Origin of the sequence: Pseudomonas sp. (assembly GCF_049300855.1) — a bacterium.
Classification (GTDB): domain Bacteria; phylum Pseudomonadota; class Gammaproteobacteria; order Pseudomonadales; family Pseudomonadaceae; genus Aquipseudomonas.
The window spans coordinates 54,457-77,470 of sequence record NZ_JBAQKH010000027.1; the positions used below are offsets into that span (position 1 = coordinate 54,457).

Here is a 23,014-nt window from a genome sequence, read left to right on the forward strand (position 1 = left end):
TTCAACTCCGTTCAAATCAATTCTTGAGCAACAGCGCGCCTTCGATCGGCACGTAACGGCTGGCCGCGCGGATCAGCGAGTTGGCGGTCAGGCCGGGCACGCCATAGGCGACCGCGTGCACGCCGTGTTTGCTGATGATGCGCTCCAGCAGCATGTCGAAATCACCGTCACCGGAAGCCAGGACGATTTCGTCGACGTGGTCGGCGGCGTCCATGATGTCGAGGGTGATGCCGACGTCCCAGTCACCCTTGGCCGAGCCGTCGCTGCGCTGGATGTAGGGCTTGAGCTTCACGGTGAAACCGAGGTTGCGCAGGATCTGCTGGAACTGCTGCTGCTTGCTGTCGCCACGGTCGATCGCGTAGGCGTAGGCCTCGACGATCTGCCCGTCCTTGCTGATGTCGGCCCACAATGCGGCGTAGTTGAAGTGACAACCATAAGCCTGACGCACGGTGTAGTAGAGGTTCTGCACGTCGGCGAACACTGCGATTTTTTTCACCGGAGTTCCTGTGGGCGCGCAAGCGCACGAAGCGGGATCAGGCGCCAGGCCCGAAAAAGGCGCTCAGTATGCCAGCCATCAGGAGGGTTCCGCGAATAATCGGCCCGAAGCCCCAAGGGGCTCCGGACGAATGGTGAATCAGACGAAGGAATCGTCGTCATCGAAGAACGAAGAATTGTCGTCGCTGTAATCGGTGTCGGTGAAGCCGCCCTGGTCATTGCCAGAGAAGCCGTTATCGGCCACACGCTGATCATCGCCCCAGCCATTGTTGCTCTGGTCGGCGACCTGTGCCGGCTCTTCCTTGATCACTTCAACGATTTCTTCCGGCTGCTGATTGTGATGAAACAGGCTGCTGATGCCTTGCGCCAGCATCACGCCACCGGCCACACCGGCCGCAGTTTTCAAGGCACCTCCGAGGAAACTGCTGCCTGCCGCTGGAGCCGCTTGTTGCGCATAGTTAGGCGGCGCTGCGCCGAAGTTCTGTTGTGGCGCCGGGGCCGCGTAATTCTGCTGCGGTGCCGGTTCCCGCCAGCCGCCCGTCGACGAAGGCGCAGCACTCTGGGTCGGCGCCGGACGCGAACTGCCACCAAAAATGCTCGACAGGAAACCGCCACCACCGCTCGGCGCCGGGGCGGCACTCTGCGCCTTGGCCGCTTGCAACTCGGCCTGCAACTGCTGGACTTGCTGAGTCAGCTGCTTGTTCTGCTCGTCGAGGCTCTTGAGCGCCGCCTCTTGCACCAGAATCGCCTGGGTCATGAAATAACCTGCCGCCGGTTGGCGCGTCAGGTGTTCCTTGATCCGCGTTTCAGCCTGGGCGTCGCGCGGGGCTGCCTCCGTTTCGGCCTGTTGCAGCCGGGAAAACAGTCCATCGATCAGGGTTTGCTCTTCGCTGTTCATGGCGACCTCGTAGATTGCCGGGGATAACGTTGCCCTCGTCCACGTTGGCCGAGGTGCTCTCCTGTAATGGAGGCGATGACAAAACGTTTCAATGACCTTTACCGAATGTTTACGTTTGTGTCGCGCCAGCCATCATCGGTTAAAGTGAGCCACTGTTTTCGACCTGCGATACCGACCGATGAATGCCCTCGAAGTACTGCGCGACTCTCTGTATTTTTTCAAACGCCACTTGGGCAGCATCGTGCAGTTGTGCCTGCCGCTGGTGATTTTCGAAGCGTTTCTGCAACAGGTGGTCGATCACGCCACCGGGCCGGAAAATTTCTCGGCCATCAGTGTCGTCGTCGGCCTGCTGGTGTATCCGCTGTACACCGCCGCGCTGATTCTGTTCCTCGATGCGCGCAGCCGTGGCGAGGCGCCGCGCAACCGCGATCTGCTGGCGATGGCCGCCACCCTGTGGCCACGTTTCGCTCTGCTCACGGCGCTGAACACCTTGCTGATTCTGTTGGGCCTGTCGCTGTATTTCCTGCCGGGCTTGATGTTGATGGTCATGCTCGCGTTCGGCGAATACCTGCTGGTGCTGCGCGGCATGGGGCCGTTGCAGGCCATGAAGGAAAGCCTGCGCCTGACCCGCGGGCATTTCTGGCGGATCATGCTGTGCATTCTCTGCGTGATGACGCCGCTGTGGTTGCTCAAGGGCGCCACCTTGGCGGTGTACCCCGAGCCGCAAAACCCTGTGATCGCGATATTGATCGACAGTGCTCACAGCTTCCTGCAACTGTTCACCAGCGTGGTGCTGTTCCGCCTGTTCATGCTGATCAGCGAATTGCCGGACAAACGTGACGGCGCACGCTGACCGCTCTGCGCTTGGGCTTCGCGCCCGCGCTCAGGTATGCTCGGGGCCACTTTCTGTAACGCTATAAGTCGAGCCATGACCCGCCTACTGCGCTACACCCTGTTGCTCGTTGTGCTCGCCATCGCCGTGATCGGCGGGCTGATGTTCAGCCTGACCTGGCGCCCCGACGCCCGCGAAACCCTGCCGGTCAGTTGCACCGCCACCGTGCCGACGCTGGTGCCCGGGCAAGCGCTGAAAGTCATGACCTGGAACGTGCAGTTTCTGGCCGGCAAACGTTACGTGTTCTGGAATGATCTGGCGCAAGGCGATGACGAAGCGCCGACGCTGGAAGACATGGCCTTCAGCCTCGACGAAGTGGCGCGGGTGATCCGCGACGAACAACCCGATGTGGTGCTGCTGCAGGAACTCGATGACGGCGCCAAGGCCAGCGACTATCAGAACCAGCTCAAACTGTTGCAGGAACGCGTCGCCGATTTGTACCCGTGCAGTGCCAGCGCCTTCGACTGGAAAGCCGATTTCGTCCCTGACCGACACATCTTCGGCAGCGTCGGCCGGCAACTGGCGACACTGAGCCGCTACCGCATCGAGCACGCCGAGCGCCTGCAATTGCCGGTGGCCTCTGCCAATGTCATCAGCCGTCAGTTCCAACCGAAAGACGCCCTGCTCGCGACCAAACTGCCCTTGAGTGACGGCGGGCAACTGACCGTGTTCAACACCCATCTTGAGCGCGTCAGCCAGCCGAATGACACGCCGGGCGCACAAGTGACGGCGGTGGCCAAGGTCCTCGACAAGTATGAAAGCCAGGGCCTGCCGTGGCTGATCGGCGGAGACTTCAATCTGTTGCCGCTCGGCCAGTACCGCCGCTTGCCTGCCGAACAGCGTACGCCCTACTCCGCCGACAGCGAACTGCATCTGCTGTGGGACAAATATCCGATGATCCCGACCAATAACGAAGCCAGCGGCATCGACCGTGCGCAGTGGCTGACCCACTACCCCAACGACCCCGGCCTGAATGGCCCGGACCGTACGGTCGACTACCTGTTCTACAGCCCGAAAATCAAACGGGTCGAAGCGACGGTGCGCCAGGACGATACGTTGCGCATCTCCGATCATCTGCCGGTAATCGCGCGCTTCTTGTTGCCTGCTGCGCCCTAATCCCCCCTGCGGCAGCTCCTACCGGGGATTTCGGGGTCAGTGGACTTCTTCCAGGTCGTCATGCAGCAGCCCGAAGATCTGCCGTTTCATATCGATGAACGAGCGCTCCATGACCATGTCCAGTGAGCGCGGGCGTTCGATCGGCACATCGAGAATCTGCTTGATCCGCCCAGGTTTCGCGCCCATCACATAGACCCGATCACCGAGCAGAATCGCTTCGTCGATGTCATGGGTGACGAACAACACGGTCTTCTTGCTGTTGCCCCACACCCGCAGCAACAACTGCTGCATCTGCAAACGCGTCTGGCTGTCCAGCGCGCCGAACGGTTCGTCCATCAGCAAAATCTGCGGGTCGTTGGCCAGTGCGCGGGCAATCGCCACGCGCTGCATCATCCCGCCCGACAGCTGCTTGGCGTAGTTGTCGGCGAACCCGGTGAGGCCGACTTCGTTGACGTAATAATCGACGATTTCCTTGCGCCGCGCCGCCGGCATGCCGCGACGCTTAAGGCCGAACTCGACGTTCTGGCGCACCGTCAACCACGGAAACAATGTGTAGCTCTGAAAGACCATGCCGCGATCTGCGCCGGGGCCTTGCACCTGCTGGCCGCCGACGTAGATCTCGCCGGAGGTCGGCTCGGCCAGGCCCGCAGTCAGATACAGCAGGCTCGACTTGCCGCAACCCGACGGCCCGACCAGCACGGCAAACTGCTGATCCGGCACCTCGAACGACACCTCTTCCAGCGCAGTAAACGTGCCACCGTCGGGCTTCTTGTAACGCAGGCTGACCTTGTCCACTTGCAAGCGCGGCGCCGCCTGCGCCGGCGTCGCAACGGGTTCGATAAAACGATGATTGGCAGCAGTCACTGAGCCCATGCGGCAACCCTCAAACGGAGAAAACGGAACAGTTGATCGGTGACCAGACCGAGCAGGCCGATGATCGCGATGGCGAGGAAAATCACGTCGACCTGAAAACCGCGCATGGCCTTCAGACTCAAATAACCCAAACCGCTGGAGGCGGCGACCAGTTCGGCCACCACCAGATAGGTCCAGGCCCAGCCCATGGTCACCCGCAAGGTGTCGAGCACACCGGGCACCGAGGCCGGCGCGATCACGTGCAACACCGCATCGCGACGGTTCGAACCCAGGGTGTAAGAGGCGTTGATCAGATCCTTGGAAATGCCTTTGGATACGTCGGCAATCATCACCAGTTGCTGGAAAAACACGCCGAAGATAATCACTGAGACGCGCTGCTCCAGACCGATGCCGATCCACAAAATGAACAGCGGCACGAACGAGGTCACCGGCAGGTAGCGAATGAAGTTCACCAACGGTTCCAGGAAGGCCTGAACGATGCGGAAACTGCCCATCAGCAACCCCAGCGGCACCGCCACCAGCGACGACACGATGAAGCCGACCATCACCACTTCGACACTGGCCCACACGTGTGTGCCGAGCGTGCCGTCACGGCCCAGGCGCACGGCGGCTTCAGCCACCGCGCCCGGCGTCGGCAAAAACATTCCCGGGACAATGCCGCCGTAAGACAACCCAGCCCATAAGCCGACCAACAACACCCAGGCCAGAGCGCTGGCGCTCCACACCACTTGCACCGGCAACGCGGTTTTCGGCGTGAGGCTGCGGCTCAGCCACGAATTGCGCTTGAACATGACAGACCTCCTAGAGCGGGCTGACGAAACGGTTGTCGACCAGTTCGTCGTTGCTGACGTTGTAAGGTTTGCCCTGCAATTCGCTGGCGGTTTCGTTGGCCAGTTTGATCAGCGGTGCGCTGTCGCCCGGTTTGCCCGGTGAGCCGAGAAGTTTTTCGCTCATGGCCTGATCGTAGAAGCGCACGCCTTGTGCGGCGGCGGCCAGTTCCTTCGGATCGGACAAGTAACCGCCGACGCCTTTGGCCATGATTTTGTAGGCGTCTTGCGGGTGATCCTTGGTGTACTGCACGGCTTTGTACAAACCGGCGACCAGCGCTTTGACGTCTTCCGGTTGCTTATCGATGACGCTGCAATTGAGCGCGACCACATCAACGATCACGCCGGGGGTGCTGCTGCTGTCGATCAGCACTTTGCCTTGCTGCTTGTCGCGGACCATCGACAGGTGCGGTTCCCAGGTCACGGCGGCGGGGACGCGACCGGCGATGAAGGCGGTGGCGGCATCGTCAGCGGTCATGTTCTGCACGGTGATGTCGCTCATGCTCATGCCGTTCTTTTTCAGCAGGTACGAGAGCCAGAACTGTGAGGTTGAACCCTCGTTGACCGCGACGGATTTGCCCTTGAGCTCCTGCAAGCTCTTCACATCCTTGCCGACCAGCACGCCGTCGCCGCCATGGCTGTCATCCAGCGCTGCGACCGCTTTGAAGCAGAATTGCGGACGGTACTTGAGCACTTCATCGATGGTCGACGCCGAACCGGACAATTGCCCAGACGCCTGCGCGGCCATGTACATCGAGGCCTCTTCGACCACCGGCAATTCGACAGTCAGGCCGTTTTCCTTGAAGTAGCCCAGGTCCTGAGCCAGATAGAGGGTGCCGTAGCCGACCCACGTGGTGTGGCCGATGGACAAGGTGCCGGCCTGGGCGCTGGTCGCGACCGTGGCAGCAAGGGCGGTGATTGCCAGAGGATGAGTAAGACGTGAACACAAGGACTTGATCATGGAGCACTCCCGACGCTGTTGATTTAGTTTTGTCATGGGCAGTACGGTCGCCGGCCGTTGTGCAGTTGCTGCCGTTGGTCTCTCGCGGACGCTTGGGCGGACAACATTCGGCTGGCGGGCAAGATCGATGGTGGCCCATGTGCACGGTGAGGAAAATCAGGAAATTGTTGGCTGCAAATGATGAAAAAACTGGGTAGCGCGCACTGCTAAAGGGCGGCGATTGCGCGGGTGCGCAAGGTGGGTGCAGATCGGGGATTTTCTGTGGCTGGGAGAATGCCATCGCTGGCAAGCCAGCTCCCACAAAGATCTCGAGCGCCCACTGGATTTGTAGACACCACTGAACCCTGTGGGAGCTGGCTTGCCAGCGATGGCGCCGTATCAGTCGATATTTTCGCTGCTGACCCACCGCTTTCGCGAGCAATCTCGCTCCCACAGGGGATCTTCGGGGTGACATAGATCCAGTGTGGGAGCGAGCTTGCTCGCGAACGGGACGACCCGGTTTCAGCGCAATTGAAACCAGGTAGTTTTCAGCTGGGTGTATTTGTCGAACGAGTGCAGCGACAGGTCGCGGCCAAACCCCGATTGTTTGCCGCCGCCAAACGGCACCGTCACATCCAGTGCATCCACCGTGTTGACCGACACTGTGCCAGCGCGCAACTGCCGCGCCACTCGATGGGCGCGGTTAAGGTCATCGGTCCACAGCGACGCCGCCAGCCCGTAGACACTGTCGTTTGCCAAACGCACCGCTTCCTCTTCACTGTCGAACGGCACGACCGCCAACACCGGCCCAAATACCTCTTCGCGAAACAGCGGCATGTCAGCTGTCACACCGGTAAAAATCGTCGGCTCAATAAAATTATCCGACCCGTTGAAACGCCGCTGCTGACCGCCACAAACCCGCGTCGCCCCCGACTGCTCGGCACTGCGAATAAAGCGCATGATGCCCGCCGTCTGTTTGCTGTCGACAATCGCCCCGGCGCTGCTCTGCGGATCCAGCGGATCCCCCGGCAACCAGCGTTCAGCCTGCGCTTTCAGGCGCTCGACGAACTCATCATGAATCGAGCGCTCCACCAGCAACCGCGAATTGGCCGAGCAGACTTCACCCTGATTGAAGAAAATCCCGAACGCAGCTTTCTCCGCCGCCAGATCGAGATCCTGACAATCGGCGAACACCAGATTGGCACTCTTGCCACCGCACTCCAGCCACACCTGTTTGAGGTTCGACTGCGCGGAGTACTGCATGAAATATTTGCCGACCTGCGTCGAGCCGGTGAACACCAGACAATCGACATCCGCGTGCAAACCCAAAGCCTTGCCGGCCTGTTCGCCAAGCCCCGGCAACACATTCAGCACACCCGGCGGCAGCCCTGCCTCCAGCGCCAGCTCGGCCAGACGCAACGCCGAAAACGGCGACTGCTCGGCCGGTTTGAGGATCACCGAATTACCCGCCGCCAATGCCGGCGCGAGCTTCCATGCGGCCATGTCCAACGGGAAATTCCATGGCACCACCGCCGCCACCACGCCCAGTGCTTCACGGGTGATCGTCGCCAACACATTCGGCGCACTGGGCGCGACCTGATCGTAGAGTTTGTCGATGGCTTCGGCGTACCAACGGAACACCCCGGCAGCGCCTGGCACGTCGATGTTGTAGGCATCCATCACTGGTTTGCCCATGTTCAGAGAGTCGAGCAAAGCCAGTTCTTCACGATGCGTCATCAGCAAATCCGCCAAGCGCAGCAACACTTGCTTGCGCTCGGCGGGCGGGCGTTGCGACCAGGTTCCCGCCTCAAACACTTGCCGCGCATTGCGCACGGCCGCGTCGACATCTTCCTCGCCACACGCAGCGACATTCGCCAGACACTGCCCGGTCGCCGGATTGATCGCGGCGAAGGTCTGCCCCGACTGCGCGGCGCAATGTTGGCCGTCGATCACGGCTTGATCGGGAAATTTCAACGCAACGGCACGGCGCTGCCACTCTGCAAGCTCGAACACGACGGATGCTCCTGAGACGTTATTGTGAATCGATGGTCGCTCAGGCCGGCATGGGCTAAAAATAGTAAAAATGTCTTCGCAGGCAATAAAAACACTGGGCAATGACTTCCCCCAAACGCCGCGCAGGTGGCTATGGTTGAGGGATAACAACATCGTCGCGCAACGGACGTGGCGGCGCACAAATTGCTTGAAAGTCGAGTCCGCTCGTCCTGAGGTTTGCCGTGGCCGCCTACAATTTGCGTCAGTTGAAATACTTCATCACCACCGTCGAATGCGGCAGCGTTGCCGAGGCTTCGCGCAAGCTGTACATCGCGCAACCGGCGATTTCCACCGCGATCAAAGGCCTGGAAGACAGCTTCGGCGTGCAACTGCTGATCCGTCATCACGCCCAAGGCGTGTCGCTGACGCCCAGCGGGGCGCGGTTTTTCCGCAAGGCACAAGAACTGCTGCGCATGGCCAAGGAGTTCGAACAGAACGCACTGGCCGACAACGACATTGTCGCGGGACAAATCGATATCGGCTGCTTTGAAACCGTCGCGCCGCTGTACCTGCCGCAATTGATCGCCGGGTTTTCCGCGCTGTATCCCGGAGTGAAAATCCGCATCCGCGACGGTGAGCAGCAAGAGCTTGTGCAAGGCCTGACCGCCGGTGCGTTTGATCTGGCCATCCTCTACGAACACGACCTCGATGCGACTATTCAGACCGAGCCGTTGATGCCGGCGCAACGGCCTTACGCGCTGCTGCCCGCCGACCACCGCTTCGCCGAATACAATCAGGTTTCGCTGAGGGATTTATGCCTGGAACCGATGATTTTGCTGGACGTACAACCGAGTCGAACCTACTTCGTCAGCCTGTTTGAAGAGTTGGGGCTGACGCCGCGCATCGAATTCAGCTCGCCGTCGATCGAGATGGTGCGCGGGATGGTCGGTCAGGGGTTTGGTTTTTCGATTCTGGTGACCAAACCTCACTCGGAATGCACCTACGATGGCAAGAAAGTCGTCTGTGTGGACATCGTCGAAGACGTCACCGGTTCAGGCTTGGTGGCCGCGTGGCTCAAGCGCGGGCAGTTGACCAAACCGGCGCAGTTGTTTGCCGATTATTGCCGCGAACACCTGACAGCCAAAGCCGCGGGCTGAAGCCCCAAGCCCGCGCAGACTTCAAGTGCGGCGCTTGACCACGCGACGGTGGCAATCCGCCGGGCTCAGCACCTTACCCGCCCTGGAACGCACAGCAATGATCTCGACCGGCTCCGCGTGATCATTGTCCAGAAGCACTGAATAGCTCTCGCCCTTGCTGAACAGATAACGCTCCCCCCACTGACGCATGCTGATCACGATGGGAAACACCGCACGCCCCATCTCGGTCAGCACGTATTCCTTGTAGGCCGAGCCGTCGGAAGCGGGCTGGATGTCGAACACACCCAGCTCGACCAGCCTCTTGAGTTTCACCGTGAGGATGTTCTTCGCCAGGCCCAGACGTTTCTGGAATTCACTGAAGCGACGCACATCATCAAACGCGTCACGGATGATCATCAACACCCAGCGATCGCCGATAGCCTCAAGCGTGCGGGCCACAGGACATTCGCTTTGTGCCAGTAGCTGCTGTCTGGCCATGTTTCTCCAATTTGAGGGAAGTGCGTTGAAAAAGAGTTCTAAGGTCAGACAAAAATATTTTGAAAAACTAGTTGTAGATTAAAACCAGTTTTGCTAAAAATCAACGCATCGGTTTCGTTTAGAAACCAGTTATTCCCAAGGATGGAATGATGTCGCTGAACCCTCAAAAGCCTTCGAAGATGGACGTCGAAGCCGAAAACACGGGCGCCGGAGCCGCCGCTTGCGCGCCTTTACAGAGTCCAGGCCGCGCCGGTTTAAGTCGTTACCAGACATTTCTCTTCGCCATTACCTGCGCCATGGCCGTGGCCAACGTCTACTTCGCTCAACCGTTGCTGGAGTCGATGGCTGCCAGCCTTTCGGTCGCTCCGAGCACGATTGGTATCGTGGTCACAGCGACACAGGCTGGTTACGCAGTTGGTCTGCTGTTTATCGTGCCGCTGGGCGACTTGCTCAACCGAAAAGGCCTGATCCTCACGCAGATGTTGCTGAGTGCCGTGGCGCTGTGCGCGGTCGGGCTGGCTCAGGACTGGGGCATGCTGCTCGGCGCGATGGTGCTGGTCGGTTTGATGGCGGTAGTGGTGCAAGTGGTGGTCGCCTACACCGCGACCCTCGCCAGCCCGGATCAACGTGGTCAAGCCATCGGCACCGTGACCAGCGGTGTGGTGCTGGGCATTCTGCTCGCGCGCTTCGTTTCTGGCGCAGTAGCCGACCTCGCGGGCTGGCGCGGCGTCTACTTCGTGTCGGCAGCCTTGATGGTCGGCATGGCGCTGGTGTTGTATCGAACCATGCCGGCCTCGACCACGCCGCCCACCAAAGTCAGCTACTGGCGCCTGCTCGGCTCGGTGTTCCAGTTATATCTCAGCGAACCCACGCTGCGCGTCCGCGGCACGTTTGCTCTGCTGATCTTCGCCGCCTTCAGCGTGTTGTGGACCGCCATGGTGTTGCCACTGAGCGCGCCGCCATTGTCACTTTCACATACGCAGATTGGTCTGTTCGGTCTGGCCGGCGTGGCGGGTGCGCTGGCGGCGGCACGCGCCGGACGTCTGGCCGACCAGGGTCTGGGCAATCGCACCACCGGCATTGCCCTGGCACTGTTGACCCTGTCCTGGTTGCCGACTGCATTCGTTGAAAGCTCGTTGCTCGCCATGGTGGTCGGTGTGGTGCTGCTGGACTTCGCCGTGCAAGCGGTACACGTGACCAACCAGAGCCTGATTTTTGCCGCACGGCCTGATGCGCAAAGCCGTCTGGTGGGCGCCTATATGTGTTTCTACTCGGTGGGCAGTGGCGCCGGTGCAATTGCAGCCACTTACACCTATGCGCATTGGGGCTGGGTGGCTGTTTGTATATTAGGTGCAACTTTCAGCGGCATTGCTTTGCTCTACTGGATGTACCTCGAGTTGACCTCTCGATAACTTTTCCATCGCGACAAGTAACGTTCACAGCCGACACAGTGCGGCGTGAAACTGTGTGCCTGCCACACGAACTTTACTATTGATAGGGGCATGTATGGCGCTGCACACATTAACCATTAATGCGCACCAACTTGAATTTCAGTTACCGACTAACGCGCCCTTTACCGATATCGAATACGAAGCCGGCGGGAAGAATCTGATCCCGCTGGGCTGTCGGGTCGGGGCGTGCGGGGCTTGTCTGATCAAGGTGACGTCAGGTATCGAGGCGTTGAACCCTCGGGATGACGATGAAGAAGCATTTATCGAAGTACTGGGTTACAGCGGTGAAGAATACCGCCTGGCATGCCAGTGCCTGCTGAGAGGTGAAGTGGCCATTGACATCATTGGCTGATGTAACGCTGTTGAAATCGTTGTGCAAGTAACACTGGAAGTTTGGTCATTGTTTAAACCGTTATCCATAAACTAAAAAGGACTTGATGATGCTTAACCGTGTAAAGAATGTTGGCTATGGTGATACCACACCTTTCCTCAATGCTGCCGGCTCGGTCAATCTGCGCGCCGAGATCGACAAGATCATCGACGTGCAAGTGGAGCAGTGGTACGCCACCGTCCCCCAAGCCGCGCATCTTGAAGGCAAGGACGTTAACAGCGAGTACTACAAGCGCCACCTGATCGAAACCGCATGGCGCATCCGTCTGCTGCGCGTTGCCGAAGCCAAGGCACTGGTCGAAGTGGCCAAGGTCAGCCCTGCCGCCGCGCAGATCTGGGCGCACTACGAACAGGAAGAGATGCTCCATGACGAACTGTTCATCGATGACCTGAAGCGTGTCGGTGTCAACCGCGAAGAGTTCCTCGCCACCGAACCGTACCTGTCGACGAAGCTGCTGGCCGGTTTCTTCTCCTACCTGCTCGACCATGAAGGCCCGCTCGGCGTAATCGCCTATTCCTACCTGGTTGAATACGTCAACGTGAAGCTTGAGCCGCGCAAGCTCGAAGCACTCAAGGCATCGGTGGGCGAGACCAAGATTGTTGGCCAGGTGTCCCATTCGCATACCGACATCAACGATGACCACCCGGGTGAAGTCTGGGCAGCCCTGCGCTTCCTGATCAAAGGCGAGCAGGACATTGCCGCGTTGAAACGCTACCTCGAGGAGCACCAGAAAATCCTCGCGATGTACTTCAGCGAGCTGTACATCAACACCCTGGCCAAGCCGCAAGACAAGGCCGCTTAAGCCATGGAGCAGGCAATGAATTCGAACCAACCCGGTGTTTTGATCCTGAGCCACTGCGGCTTTTCTTTTCTCGAAGATCTGAAGGAGGAGTTGCAGCGCCGCCAGCTCCGGTGTTTCGTGCTGTCTTCATTGCCGCTTCCGGAACATGTACCGGCCCGCCTGGAACAGATTCACGCCTGGGCGGACCGGCTATACACCACTGACAACCATCAGTTGAAGCCGGGGGATGTGCAAAACGCACTGGAGGCCCTGCGCAAGTCGGGCGAACAGGTGACTTGCTGCATCAGCGTATGGGAAGGCTATCGCCACTTGATGGCCACAGCCAATGCGTCGCTCGGTACTTATGACATTGATCCGGGGCAGGCGCTGGCTCTGCGCAACAAGCTCAATGTGCGCAACCGACTGGCTGAAGCGGGTCTGTCGCAAGCCAACGCATTTGCGCTGACGGCTGCGGTGCTGGAAACCTTGCAGGCACAGGATCAACGGTATTTCATCAAGCCAATTTACGGTATTGCTTCCTACGCAGCATTTGCGCTGCGCCAGGACACCACTTGGGATGCACTGGAGGCGCTGCGTCTGGCCTCTGCCGAGGACACGGTGTACGCCTCGGCATTCAACGATGGACTGACATTCATGGCGGAGAACTACATTCCCGGCCACGAGTTCAGCTTCGAGACTCTGTTAGTGGATGGCCAGGTGCACGTCGTGGCCATCCATGAAAAACACGAAGTAACCGAGACCGCCGAAACGGTACTTGAAGACAGCTGCACCACGCCCCCTGCCAGCCTTGACCAGGCACAGATCGCTGCCGGCCTGGATTGGCTGAAACAGGTGCTCGATTGCATGCAGCTGAAATGGGGCTGCTATCACATCGAAGCCCGTTTCACTGGCAAGCACTGGGATCTGATCGAAATCAATCCACGCGTGGGTGGCAGCCTGATCTCGCACAGTGTCGCGGCTGTGACGAACGGCCACAGCATGCTTTCGCTGTGGCTGGATCTGCTGCTGGCCAGTCAGGACGAGAGTCAGCCACGCGAGGCATTGCTCCAGCACCTGGCGGCGTTTGAATGGCAGGCCGATGGCAGCTGCGAGCAAACCCTGGCGACCTTCTTTCGGGTGTACTTCGCCCAACCGGGAACCCTGAGTTCGGTGACGCTCAACGAGTTACCGCTGGATCCGGTGGTGCAGCACATCCTGCTGAAAGCCGGCGATGTCATTCCGGCCCATGCGCGTGAAGTGTTTCTGGGGCAATTGTTGTGGACGTTCAAGCGCGTCGATCGCGTCGCCGAGTTGCAACGCCTGGCGCACATTTCCCCCACCGCGCTGGATATCCGCTATGAGGCCGATAGCACCCTGGAACATCGCTGAGCAATCGCCTGGAACATTACCGCTGTCGATGTCACACCCCATGGATGAGGAAGAACAACATGTCGTTGCGAGCGCCTGTATTGCTGATTGTGGACTACAACCTGAGCCGGATCGCCGACGTCCGCCACTTGCGTGACCACGCGCGCCAACAATGGGGCGCGCAGACCTGGCTCGTCAGGGCCAATCCACAGGCTCATGATCAAGGCATCAGCGACCGGGTGATCGATGCCGATCCACTGGCCGCCGATTTCATCAACCTCGCCTTGAATCAATTGGGCGATGACGCTGCGCGGATCAGCGCCGGCATCGTCTTTTCCGACAACGCGGTGGCCAGTGGTGCCGGGCTGCTCGAGCGTCTCGGGCTGGCGGTGGACTGTGCGCAACTGGCACTGGGCGCGTTCGACAAACTGGCATACCGCATCGCCGAAAATCGCCTGCGCCCGGCGCTGAACCAGTTGGGTGTGAACCTGCCGGATTTCGCGCAGATCGGCTGCATCGACGATGTGCGTCATTTTGCCGGCCGCCAGGAGCGTGGCTTCGTCATCAAGCCTGCGTGCGAAGGCAACAATCGCGGGGTCGTGATGGTCGCGCCGGGCGGTGATTGCGAGCAGGCGTTTGCCGAAGTCGCACCCTATCTGCACGGCGGTGTGTTGGCCGAAGCGTTCATCTCGTTCACCCGCGAATACTCATACGATGGCCTCGGCAAGCTGTGGTTCATCACCGAGAAAGTCAGCGCCACCGGCCGCTATCCGGTCGAAGTCGCACAGATTCTGCCAGCGCGTCTGAGCGAGCAGGAACGGCTGGCGATTCACGTCGCGGGCGAGCAGGTCAACCGTCTGGTCGGCCAGCGTATCGGCCCGTTTCATAACGAGATCAAGCTCAGCGACGACGGCAAGAGCACGGCGGTGATTGAACCGAACCGGCGCCCCGGGGGAATGAAAATCTGGACGCTGGCGCAAGCCGTGTACGGGCTTGACCTGTATGCGGCCTGGGTCGATTCGGTGTTTGCCGGGCAAGTTGCAGACGAACTGCCTGCCGCTACCTGCAGTGCCGCCACGGTGATGTTCGGGGTGCCGCGCGACGTCACGCTCGAAGTCGCTGAACTCGGTGACCTGGCAGGCCTGATCGCTGAAACGCTGGAGCTGGCGGCAGAGACCCTGAACCTGGCGCGCGCCGACATTGCCCTGCTCGAGAGCGCGTGGGTAGCCGGCGAATCGCGGCTGATCCATGCGACACCGCGTGACAACAGCGACTTCGTCGCCCATGCCTGTGTCGCTCTGCACAATCCGTCTGTGGACATCCGTGATCTGGTGCGAGTCCTGCGCGAGCAGTGGCTGCAGGTGCTTGATCGCTCTCTGAGCGTCGAGCTGCTGTTCAAAGTGGCGTCCTGATTTCCGTCTATAACGTTTCGAGAGTACGCGCATGAAAATTCTGATTCTGCATCGAGTGCCCTACCCGCGCATCGAGTACCACCGTGGCATCGATCATGATCTGCACGAGGTCACCTATCTGGGCAAACAGTCGGCGATCGATACGCTGCCACCGCAACTGCGCTGCACCCGGATCGTCCGGCCGGGGCTGGCCAGCGCTTACGATGAAGCCATGGCATTGCTTGCGAATGATCTGCAACGTTTTGACCGGATCATCTCGATGTCCGAATACGAACTACTCGACGCCGCACGCCTGCGCGAAGCATTGAATGTCGAAGGCGCATCGCTGGCGGCGGTCAATCTGGCGCGCAACAAGCTCGACATGAAGGCCGCCGTGCAGGCGCGCAAATTGCGCGTGCCACGCTTCATGTCGCTGGAACGCTATCTGGCATTGCAGGGCAACGTGCCGTGGCGCGGGGCGACCGTGCTCAAGCCGCACAGTGGCGCGTCGAGTCTTGATGTCAGCATCCACCAGCAGCCGGCCTGCGCCTTCGATGAAATTCGCCACAAGGTCAGCCAGCTGTCGTTGCGCATCGAAGAGTTTCAGGTCGAAGAATTCATCAGCGGCCCGATTCGGCATTTTGACGGTCTGGTGCAGGACGGACAAATCCTCACCCTGCTCTCCAGCGAATACGTCGGCACATGTCTGGACTACATGGAGCGCGGTCAGCCGTTGGGCTCTTGGCATCTTGAAACCACGGCGACCATGAAGGCGTGGGTCAGCGCTGCGCTGGCAGCGGTGCAGATTCACAACGGTGCATTCCATCTTGAAGCCATCATGGAAGGTGATGAGCCGGTGTTTCTTGAGGTCGGCAACCGGGTCGGCGGCGCTGATGTCGTCGCGACCTACGAGTTGGCCACCGGTATTCATCTGCCGTCGCTGGAGCTGCGTATCCATATTGAAGGCGCACTCGATCTCGAACACCTGAATCTTCAGGCACCCGACCTGGGTTTTGGCTGGTTTGTGTTCCCCGGACACACGCTGTCCGAGCGCAACTATCAAGGCCTCAACGGCGCAGAGGAACTGCGCACCAGTCCCGTCGTGGTGCAGTGGAACGAGCTGCAGCCGGGCGCGTTGCTGCCGGAACACGTGACTTATTCAGCGTTCGAGGCACCGCTGGCCGGGATCGTCAAGACTGCCGACCCGCAACAGACCCGCGCCTGGATGCAAACGCTGTTTGCCCGAGTGAGCCTTGCCGAACACCTGACATCCGTCGCGTGACACCGCCCACCCTTATCAAGGCGATTCCTTTATGAAACCACTGCACGTCGTATTGGCTGTACTGATCACGGCAATCTGGGGGGTTAATTTCTCGGTGATCAAACTGGGACTGGCCACCGTAGACCCGTTCATCCTCGCGGGGATTCGCTTCAGCCTTTGTGCGTTACCGGCGATCTTTTTCATCCGCAAACCGAATGTGCCGTGGCGCTACATCGTCGGTTACGGGCTGGTGTTCGGCATCGGTCTGTGGGGCATCGTCAACCTCGGCATCAAGGCCGGACTGTCGGCGGGGATTGCTTCGCTGGTTCTGCAATTCAGCGCCTTCTTCACCATCCTCCTTGGTGGCTGGGTATTCAAGGAAGCGCTGACGCGTTTTCAGGTGCTGGGCATGCTGATCGCGCTCGGCGGTTTGCTGTGCATCATCCTGATCAGCGACGGTTCGGTGAGTTTGCCCGGTGTGCTGCTGGTGCTGCTGGGCGCCGTGTCGTGGAGCATCGCCAATATCATCAACAAGAAGGCCAGCACCAAGGAGGTTTTTGCTTTCCTCGTCTGGTCCAGCGCATTCGCGCCGATTCCGTTATTCGCCCTCGACTACGCGGTTAACGGCAGCGCCGGCTACACCACGTTCGTCAGTCAGGTTGATACGACCGCCGTGCTGTCGATCCTGTTTCAGGTTTACCCCAACACGCTGTTCGCCTACTGGATCTGGAACTCGTTGCTCAAGACTTATCCGGTATCGACCGTCGCGCCGCTGTCGTTGCTGGTACCCATCTTCGGCATGCTCGGTTCGGTGCTGATCTTTCACGAAAGCGTGCCGGCGAGCAAAGTCCTCGCGGTGATTCTGATCGTGCTCGGCCTGGCGGTAGGCCTCTATGGCCAGCGTATTTTCAATGCTATGTTTGCGCGTCCTGCGCGCAGTTCAATATGAATCGACAGGGAGTCCGTATGGGTCTGGGAAGACGTGAATTCGTGGGGGCCGCCGTGGGCGCGACCCTGGCTGGAGGCAGCATGATTGCAAGTGTGGCAAATGCACAGGTGAGCAATTCGCCTGTTCACAAAGACGCGGCAACACCCCTGAACCCCAACGATTGGGCTTCAGTGCGGGCGCAGTTCAACCTGTCGCCGGAGTTCGTGCACCTCTCCAACTTTTTCCTCGCCTCCAACCCGAAACCGGTGCGCGATGCGATGGCCCGCCACCGCCAGGCCTTCGATGAAAACCCGTACACCTACCTCGAAGACAACATGTTTGCCAAACCGGAGGACATGGTCTGGCGCAAGGTCTGTGCGGCCGCAGCCGAGTACACCGGCGGACGCCCCGAAGACATCGCCCTGACGACCAGCACCACTCAGGGTCTGGCGATGGTCTACAACGGTTTGAAACTCGCTGCGCACCAGGAAATTCTCACCACTCATCACGAGTGGTACACCCACGACGAGGCGATGCGCCTGGCGGTGGTCAAATGGGGCGGCAGCATTCGCCGGATCGATCTCTACGAAGGTCCCGAGGATGTCAGCACGGATGCCATCGTCACGCGCATTGAACAAGCCATCAGACCTGCCACCCGTATTCTTGCCATGACCTGGGTACATTCAGGCACCGGCGTGCGCTTGCCGGTGCGTGAGATCGGTGCTCTGGTGGCGGGCATCAATCGTGATCGCGCCGAAGCCGACCGGATCATCTACGTGATCGACGGCGTGCACGGCTTCGGCTGTTCCGAGGCGCAAGTGGCGAGTCTGGGCTGCGACTTTTTCAGCGCGGGCACTCACAAGTGGATTTTGGGCCCACACGGCACGGGGCTGGTCTGGGCCCGTGAAGGTCAGTGGGCACAGATCACACCGACCATTCCGACCATCATGGCTGCCGAACCGGCCAATGCCTGGCGCCAGCAACGGGATCCACAGGGCCAGACGCAAGCGGCCTGGGTCAGCCCCGGGGGCTTCCTCGCGTTCGAAAACCAGTGGGCGATGATCGCCGCCTTCGAGTTCATTCAACAGATCGGCCGCAAGCGCATTGCCGAGCGCGTGTCTGAACTCAATGGCCAGCTCAAGGAAGGCCTGGCCAAGCTGCCCGCCGTTTACTTGCATACGCCACAGGCCGAGCAGTTCTCGGCCGGATTCGTCTGCTGTGATGTCAAGAATCGCGACCCCAGGGAGATCGTCGCTCGGCTCAAAGAGCAGAAGATCATCGCCAGCGCCACGCCCTACCGCCATTCGACGGTGCGCTTCTCCGCCGGGATCATCAACACGCCCGAAGACATCGACAAAACCCTCAAAGTCATGCGCTCGCTGGTCTGACACCCAGACCGAATCAACGTCTGCTTCATGCACTGGCTTACCGCCGGTGCAGTCGCGGGTGCCCGCCTTTTAATTGAACAATCGCCGCGTCTCCAAGGGCAAGGATCGATGACATGAATAAAAACCCCGCTGTCACTCATAGTGCCGCCAAAGAGCTGGCAATGTTCCTGTTCTGCTCGACGGTTTATCGGTTGTTTTCCGGGGCGTTGCTCGTCTCGTTGACGTGGACGATCCTCAACCAGAACGAGGGCGGATACTGGCCGCTGGCGCTAGCGATTTTCTGCTCGTTCATCCCCGCATTTATAACGCCGGCAATCATCAAACGCCTGGCGATTCGTATGAACGGACGTCAGATGAGCAGCTGGTTTGTGTTCGGGCTGACCGCACTGGCGCTGGTTTCCGGAGTGTCGCGTGACTTCACTGCTGGTTTGCTGATCACCAATCTGTTCGTATGGCTGATGATCATGTCGCTCGAGGCCAGCCTGGACATGTGGTTCACCCAACTGCAACGGGGCATGGACGAAACCAAAGTGCGACGCATCAGTGGTGCAACCACTGCCACCAGTCAGGCGGCGCTGATGATCGGTCCATTGCTGGCGGCCGGATTGATGCCGATCCTGCCCGGAATGGGCTTTTCGCTGGTGCTCAGCAGCGGATTTTTCATGGTCGCGGCAATTTGCTTCACCCGCGACAGCTTGCCGACGGTGGTGACCGAAACAGACCGGATCGTAGCACCGGCCAAACTGCCGCTGACGCTGTTTATCCCGATGGTCCTGATCTGGCCGATCCTCGGCGCATTCAACTTCATGCTGCCGGTGTATGTGTCGAACCATGGCTGGGCGCTCTTTGAGCTGGGCGTGCTGGATGCGGTATTCGGCATGGGCATGGCGCTGATCGGTGTGCTGGTGATCATTGCCAATACCGGACGCAACCTGATGGCGTACTTGTCCGGCCTGATCGCACTGGCGGTGATTTCCACCTCGATGTGGCTGCTGATGCCCGACACGCTATTGCTCAAGGCGCTGAGCCTGTTGATTCTCGGTATGGCGTTCGGTGGCGCACGGGTGCACATCCGCGTGGCCATTGCCTGCCGCTACAGTGAAGCGGCTGTCGGCTTGTATGTCAGCCGGGCGAATGCCTTGGCCACGCCGGTGCTGCTGCTGATCCTCAGCCTGCAATTGGCAATGATCGAGAATGCCTGGCTGCTGCCGTTCTTGTTGGTGACCTTGAGCGTCGGACTGCTATTGCAAACCTCGGCGACGCGCTTTGCCCAAGGCCATTCGCGCGGCGAGGTTGTCAGCGTCTGAAACCAGCGCGGCGCGCAGTCCTGGGTCAGGTGCCCCGGGGCTTCGCCCGCGCAGTAGCCTCCGCCACCAACGGATCATCCGGCCAGTAATGCTTCGGATACCGTCCCTTCAAATCCTTCTTCACCTCGGCATAGGTGCTGCGCCAGAAGTTGGCGAGATCCTGCGTGACCTGCACCGGCCGCCGCGCTGGCGATAGCAGATGTAATTTGACTACCTGCCGGCCGCCGGCGATTCGTGGCGTATCGGCCAGCCCGAACAACTCCTGCAAACGCACTGCGAGAATCGGTGGAAACTCGCTGTAGTCCAGACGAATCGACGACCCCGACGGCACGCTCAAATGATGCGGCGCCAGCTCATCGAGCTTTTGCGGCAGCGGCCACGGCAGCAGATTACGGACGATGCTCGACAGGTCCAGATTGGCAAAATGACTGAGCCGCGAGACCTTGCCCAGATACGGCATCAGCCAATCTTCGAGGGTGTTGAGCAACGTTGCATCGCTGACATCCGGCCACTGACTGTCTTCCTGAGCGTTCAATTGCAACTGGCGCAATAACGCCACCCGCGCCTGCCACTGACGCAATTCCGGCGTCCACGGCAACAGTTCCAGACCCTTGCGCCGCACCAGATTGACCAGCGCCTGACTGCGCGCATTTTCATCGAGACCGGTCAGCGGTTCACGGCTGAGAATCAGCTCGCCAACCTTGCGCTGACGCTCGGCGCGCAACACGCCTTCGCGCTCGTCCCAGTCGAGTTGATCGACGTTGCGCACCTGTTCGGCGAGCACCGAATCGAACAGCGCCGGATCGAAATCCGCCGCCAGATAAATCCGCTCTTCACGCTGGCCCTGACGGCTGCCGAGGTCGGCGATGACGATCCACGGTTCTTTCATCAGGCTGTCGGCTTCGGCGAACAGCGCCGCGCGGCCGTTGGCCAGACGATATTCAGCGCCACCGGCTCGCCGCTGCTGGGCGACGCGATCCGGATAGGCCAGCGCCAGCAACGCGCCGAGCCAGCGCGGATGATCGGGATCGCTGACCGGCTCGCTGGCCTTGCCGCGCAGGTAACCGCGATATTGCCGCGCCAATTGCTTAGCGCGCTGCACCCCGCCCTGCGCACCACGGGCGGCGCGCTCTTCGCCGCAAAGCAGCACCAATCGACTGTGCAAATCCGCTCCAGCGCCACGCAAAATATCGCGCTCACCGAGCAACGCGGCGACATTGCACGCCATGTTCGCCAGGCCCAACGCCTGACCGCGCAGCAGTAAATGACCGATACGCGGATGTGCCGGCAATTCCGCCATGGCCTGACCGTGAGTGGTCAGCGCTTCACCCTCCAGCGCGCCAAGTCGCTGCAACAAGTCCTGCGCCTGGGCATACGCCGCCGCTGGTGGAGCATCGAGCCAGACCAGTTCGCCCGGCGTCACGCCCCAGCGTTCCAGTTGCAAGGCAAGGCTGGCGAGATCCGCCGAGAGAATTTCCGCACTGCCATAAGCGGCGAGTTGTTCGTGCTGATCCTGCGACCACAAGCGATAACAAACGCCCGGTTCCAGTCGCCCGGCGCGGCCCGCGCGCTGCGTGGCGCTGGCCTTGGAAATCCGCTGGGTATCGAGGCGCGTCATGCCGCTGCCCGGGTCGAAACGCGGCACCCGCGCCAGCCCGGCATCGATGACCACGCGCACGCCGTTGATGGTCAGACTGGTCTCGGCGATGTTGGTCGCCAGCACCACTTTGCGCTGACCGGGCGGCGCCGCATCGATCGCCGCGCGTTGCGCATTGAGGTCGAGTTCGCCGTGCAACGGACAAAGCAAAACATCACTGCGCTCACCGATCGCGTCAGCCAATTGTTGATGCACACGACGGATTTCCGCCTGCCCCGGCAGGAACACCAACAGGCTGCCGGTTTCATCGTGCAGCGCTTCGAGCACGGTTTGCGTGACACGCTGATCGATGTATTCGCCGGGCTGAAACGGCCGGCCCCAGCGCATCGTCACCGGATACATGCGGCCTTCGCTGCGCAGGATCGGTGCATCGTCGAGCAACCCGGCCAGACGCTCGCCTTCGAGCGTGGCCGACATCAGCAAAATCTTCAGCGGCTGTTCAGCTCGAAACAACTCGCGACCGTTCAGACTTAAGGCCAGCGCCAGATCGGCGTCGAGGCTGCGCTCGTGAAATTCGTCGAAGATCAGCAGGCCCACGCCTTCCAGCGCCGGGTCGTCCTGCAAGCGCCGGGTGAGAATGCCTTCGGTGACCACTTCGATGCGTGTGTTGGGGCCAACCTTGCTGTCGAGACGAATGCGATAACCGACGGTTTCACCGACCTTCTCGCCCAGCTCGCTGGCCAGCCGTTCCGCCGCTGCTCGCGCGGCGAGGCGGCGCGGTTCAAGCATCAGAATGGTCTGCCCGGCCAGCCATGTTTCATTGAGCAAGGCCAGCGGCACGCGGGTGGTTTTACCGGCGCCGGGCGGTGCTTCGAGCACCGCTTCGTGGCGAGTCGCCAAGGCTTCACGCAGGGCGGGTAGAACTTCATCGATTGGCAAAGAATTCATGCTGGCTCCCAAACAGAGCGGCGAGTATAACGGCGAACTGGCGGGCGTTCGTCAGGGTCTTAACTTCACACGACAACGCTTCGTTCTTAGATGAATCAGGAGATTTTCCCATGCGCTTACCTTTTCGCCTGATCGGCGGTGTACTGGTCGCCACCCTGCTCACGCAAATCACCGCGTGCGGTTCGATTTTCTATCCGGATCGTCGCGGTCAGATCGACGGCAAGATCGACCCGGCGATTGCCGTGCTCGACGCCGTGGGGCTGCTGTTCTACATCATCCCCGGCTTGATCGCGTTTGCCGTCGACTTCGCCACTGGCGCGATCTATTTCGAACCCGGCCACACCGCGCAGATTGATCCGGCCAAGCTCAAACAAGCCATCGGCCCGGACGGTCAGGTCGATAATCACAAGCTACAGGCTATTCTCGAAAGCGAACTTGGACGGGACTTTCCTCTGGACGACCCGCGCCTGATTCAGCACAAGGGCAGCACTCAACAACTGGCCATGTTCGGCCTGCAACCCGCCGCTTAAAAAGGA

General features: G+C 60.3%; 21 protein-coding genes. 13 read left to right on the forward strand and 8 right to left on the reverse strand.

Features of this window, described 5'->3' with window-relative positions; genetic code table 11:
* Positions 1–16: 16 nt before the first annotated feature.
* Positions 17–496: an NYN domain-containing protein gene (locus WA225_RS13165; protein WP_186532398.1), complete on the reverse strand. Its 480-nt coding sequence runs from the start codon at positions 494–496 to the stop codon at positions 17–19.
* A gap of 138 nt (positions 497–634) precedes the next feature.
* Positions 635–1,393 (reverse strand): DUF2076 domain-containing protein, encoded by a 759-nt coding sequence (locus WA225_RS13170; RefSeq protein WP_422608259.1) that lies wholly within the window; start codon positions 1,391–1,393, stop codon positions 635–637.
* A gap of 178 nt (positions 1,394–1,571) precedes the next feature.
* Between WA225_RS13170 and WA225_RS13175 the strand changes: the two genes are divergently transcribed.
* Both WA225_RS13175 and WA225_RS13180 read left to right on the forward strand, forming a co-directional pair.
* Positions 1,572–2,246: a YciC family protein gene (locus tag WA225_RS13175; protein ID WP_422608260.1), complete on the forward strand. Its 675-nt coding sequence runs from the start codon at positions 1,572–1,574 to the stop codon at positions 2,244–2,246.
* A gap of 75 nt (positions 2,247–2,321) precedes the next feature.
* Positions 2,322–3,401 carry an endonuclease/exonuclease/phosphatase family protein gene (locus tag WA225_RS13180; RefSeq protein ID WP_422608261.1) on the forward strand — a complete coding sequence of 360 codons (1,080 nt, stop codon included), beginning with the start codon at positions 2,322–2,324 and terminating at the stop codon, positions 3,399–3,401.
* Positions 3,402–3,437: 36 nt separating this feature from the next.
* Here WA225_RS13180 and WA225_RS13185 read toward each other — a convergent pair whose 3' ends face one another.
* From WA225_RS13185 to WA225_RS13200, 4 genes are all read right to left on the reverse strand, one after another.
* Positions 3,438–4,274: an ABC transporter ATP-binding protein gene (locus WA225_RS13185; protein ID WP_422608262.1), complete on the reverse strand. Its 837-nt coding sequence runs from the start codon at positions 4,272–4,274 to the stop codon at positions 3,438–3,440.
* Positions 4,262–5,065, reverse strand: a complete 804-nt coding sequence (locus WA225_RS13190) for an ABC transporter permease (RefSeq protein WP_422608263.1) — start codon at positions 5,063–5,065, stop codon at positions 4,262–4,264. The genes WA225_RS13185 and WA225_RS13190 overlap by 13 nt, the downstream gene beginning before the upstream one ends.
* Before the next feature lie 10 nt (positions 5,066–5,075).
* Positions 5,076–6,062 (reverse strand): ABC transporter substrate-binding protein, encoded by a 987-nt coding sequence (locus tag WA225_RS13195; RefSeq protein WP_422608264.1) that lies wholly within the window; start codon positions 6,060–6,062, stop codon positions 5,076–5,078.
* Positions 6,063–6,563: 501 nt separating this feature from the next.
* Entirely contained in the window at positions 6,564–8,054 is a 1,491-nt protein-coding gene (locus tag WA225_RS13200) for an aldehyde dehydrogenase (RefSeq protein WP_422608265.1), read from the reverse strand.
* 221 nt (positions 8,055–8,275) lie between these two features.
* Here WA225_RS13200 and WA225_RS13205 point away from each other — a divergent pair, with 221 nt between their 5' ends.
* Positions 8,276–9,190, forward strand: coding sequence for a LysR substrate-binding domain-containing protein (locus WA225_RS13205; RefSeq protein ID WP_422608266.1), 915 nt, complete (start codon positions 8,276–8,278; stop codon positions 9,188–9,190).
* Positions 9,191–9,211: 21 nt separating this feature from the next.
* On the opposite strand, the gene WA225_RS13210 is transcribed toward WA225_RS13205, so the two are convergent.
* Entirely contained in the window at positions 9,212–9,667 is a 456-nt protein-coding gene (locus WA225_RS13210; protein WP_422608267.1) for a winged helix-turn-helix transcriptional regulator, read from the reverse strand.
* A gap of 149 nt (positions 9,668–9,816) precedes the next feature.
* Between WA225_RS13210 and WA225_RS13215 the strand changes: the two genes are divergently transcribed.
* From WA225_RS13215 to WA225_RS13255, 9 genes are all read left to right on the forward strand, one after another.
* Positions 9,817–11,079 (forward strand): MFS transporter, encoded by a 1,263-nt coding sequence (locus WA225_RS13215; RefSeq protein WP_422608268.1) that lies wholly within the window; start codon positions 9,817–9,819, stop codon positions 11,077–11,079.
* Between the two features lie 94 nt (positions 11,080–11,173).
* Entirely contained in the window at positions 11,174–11,470 is a 297-nt protein-coding gene (locus tag WA225_RS13220) for a 2Fe-2S iron-sulfur cluster-binding protein (protein WP_158960136.1), read from the forward strand.
* Positions 11,471–11,558: 88 nt separating this feature from the next.
* A complete protein-coding gene (locus WA225_RS13225; protein WP_422608269.1) occupies positions 11,559–12,311 on the forward strand; it encodes a hypothetical protein in 753 nt (250 codons plus the stop codon).
* 15 nt (positions 12,312–12,326) lie between these two features.
* Positions 12,327–13,679: an ATP-grasp domain-containing protein gene (locus WA225_RS13230; RefSeq protein WP_422608270.1), complete on the forward strand. Its 1,353-nt coding sequence runs from the start codon at positions 12,327–12,329 to the stop codon at positions 13,677–13,679.
* Positions 13,680–13,738: 59 nt separating this feature from the next.
* On the forward strand, positions 13,739–15,070 hold the full coding sequence (locus WA225_RS13235) for an ATP-grasp domain-containing protein (protein WP_422608271.1): 1,332 nt from the start codon (positions 13,739–13,741) through the stop codon (positions 15,068–15,070).
* 31 nt (positions 15,071–15,101) lie between these two features.
* Positions 15,102–16,331 (forward strand): ATP-grasp domain-containing protein, encoded by a 1,230-nt coding sequence (locus WA225_RS13240; protein WP_422608272.1) that lies wholly within the window; start codon positions 15,102–15,104, stop codon positions 16,329–16,331.
* A 31-nt stretch (positions 16,332–16,362) separates the two neighbouring features.
* Positions 16,363–17,259, forward strand: a complete 897-nt coding sequence (locus WA225_RS13245) for an EamA family transporter (RefSeq protein ID WP_422608273.1) — start codon at positions 16,363–16,365, stop codon at positions 17,257–17,259.
* Positions 17,260–17,339: 80 nt separating this feature from the next.
* Positions 17,340–18,626: an aminotransferase class V-fold PLP-dependent enzyme gene (locus WA225_RS13250; protein ID WP_422608274.1), complete on the forward strand. Its 1,287-nt coding sequence runs from the start codon at positions 17,340–17,342 to the stop codon at positions 18,624–18,626.
* Between the two features lie 113 nt (positions 18,627–18,739).
* Positions 18,740–19,933 carry a hypothetical protein gene (locus WA225_RS13255; protein WP_422608275.1) on the forward strand — a complete coding sequence of 398 codons (1,194 nt, stop codon included), beginning with the start codon at positions 18,740–18,742 and terminating at the stop codon, positions 19,931–19,933.
* Positions 19,934–19,958: 25 nt separating this feature from the next.
* Here WA225_RS13255 and hrpB read toward each other — a convergent pair whose 3' ends face one another.
* Positions 19,959–22,478, reverse strand: a complete 2,520-nt coding sequence (gene hrpB / locus WA225_RS13260) for an ATP-dependent helicase HrpB (RefSeq protein WP_422608276.1) — start codon at positions 22,476–22,478, stop codon at positions 19,959–19,961.
* A 110-nt stretch (positions 22,479–22,588) separates the two neighbouring features.
* Between hrpB and WA225_RS13265 the strand changes: the two genes are divergently transcribed.
* The gene (locus WA225_RS13265) at positions 22,589–23,008 is read left to right on the forward strand and encodes a hypothetical protein (RefSeq protein WP_016986146.1); all 420 of its coding nucleotides are present in this window, start codon (positions 22,589–22,591) and stop codon (positions 23,006–23,008) included.
* The last annotated feature ends 6 nt before the right edge of the window (positions 23,009–23,014 follow it).

Excerpts from the sequence above, each read along its gene's own strand:
- WA225_RS13255 (WP_422608275.1), top strand. The coding sequence starts at position 18,740 with ATGAATAAAAACCCCGCTGTCACTCATAGTGCCGCCAAAGAGCTGGCA.
- WA225_RS13190 (WP_422608263.1), bottom strand. The coding sequence starts at position 5,065 with ATGTTCAAGCGCAATTCGTGGCTGAGCCGCAGCCTCACGCCGAAAACC.
- WA225_RS13220 (WP_158960136.1), top strand. The coding sequence starts at position 11,174 with ATGGCGCTGCACACATTAACCATTAATGCGCACCAACTTGAATTTCAG.
- hrpB (WP_422608276.1), bottom strand. The coding sequence starts at position 22,478 with ATGAATTCTTTGCCAATCGATGAAGTTCTACCCGCCCTGCGTGAAGCC.
- WA225_RS13250 (WP_422608274.1), top strand. The coding sequence starts at position 17,340 with ATGATTGCAAGTGTGGCAAATGCACAGGTGAGCAATTCGCCTGTTCAC.
- WA225_RS13245 (WP_422608273.1), top strand. The coding sequence starts at position 16,363 with ATGAAACCACTGCACGTCGTATTGGCTGTACTGATCACGGCAATCTGG.
- WA225_RS13240 (WP_422608272.1), top strand. The coding sequence starts at position 15,102 with ATGAAAATTCTGATTCTGCATCGAGTGCCCTACCCGCGCATCGAGTAC.
- WA225_RS13185 (WP_422608262.1), bottom strand. The coding sequence starts at position 4,274 with ATGGGCTCAGTGACTGCTGCCAATCATCGTTTTATCGAACCCGTTGCG.
- WA225_RS13170 (WP_422608259.1), bottom strand. The coding sequence starts at position 1,393 with ATGAACAGCGAAGAGCAAACCCTGATCGATGGACTGTTTTCCCGGCTG.
- WA225_RS13175 (WP_422608260.1), top strand. The coding sequence starts at position 1,572 with ATGAATGCCCTCGAAGTACTGCGCGACTCTCTGTATTTTTTCAAACGC.
- WA225_RS13230 (WP_422608270.1), top strand. The coding sequence starts at position 12,327 with ATGAATTCGAACCAACCCGGTGTTTTGATCCTGAGCCACTGCGGCTTT.
- WA225_RS13225 (WP_422608269.1), top strand. The coding sequence starts at position 11,559 with ATGCTTAACCGTGTAAAGAATGTTGGCTATGGTGATACCACACCTTTC.
- WA225_RS13210 (WP_422608267.1), bottom strand. The coding sequence starts at position 9,667 with ATGGCCAGACAGCAGCTACTGGCACAAAGCGAATGTCCTGTGGCCCGC.
- WA225_RS13265 (WP_016986146.1), top strand. The coding sequence starts at position 22,589 with ATGCGCTTACCTTTTCGCCTGATCGGCGGTGTACTGGTCGCCACCCTG.
- WA225_RS13235 (WP_422608271.1), top strand. The coding sequence starts at position 13,739 with ATGTCGTTGCGAGCGCCTGTATTGCTGATTGTGGACTACAACCTGAGC.
- WA225_RS13215 (WP_422608268.1), top strand. The coding sequence starts at position 9,817 with ATGTCGCTGAACCCTCAAAAGCCTTCGAAGATGGACGTCGAAGCCGAA.
- WA225_RS13195 (WP_422608264.1), bottom strand. The coding sequence starts at position 6,062 with ATGATCAAGTCCTTGTGTTCACGTCTTACTCATCCTCTGGCAATCACC.
- WA225_RS13180 (WP_422608261.1), top strand. The coding sequence starts at position 2,322 with ATGACCCGCCTACTGCGCTACACCCTGTTGCTCGTTGTGCTCGCCATC.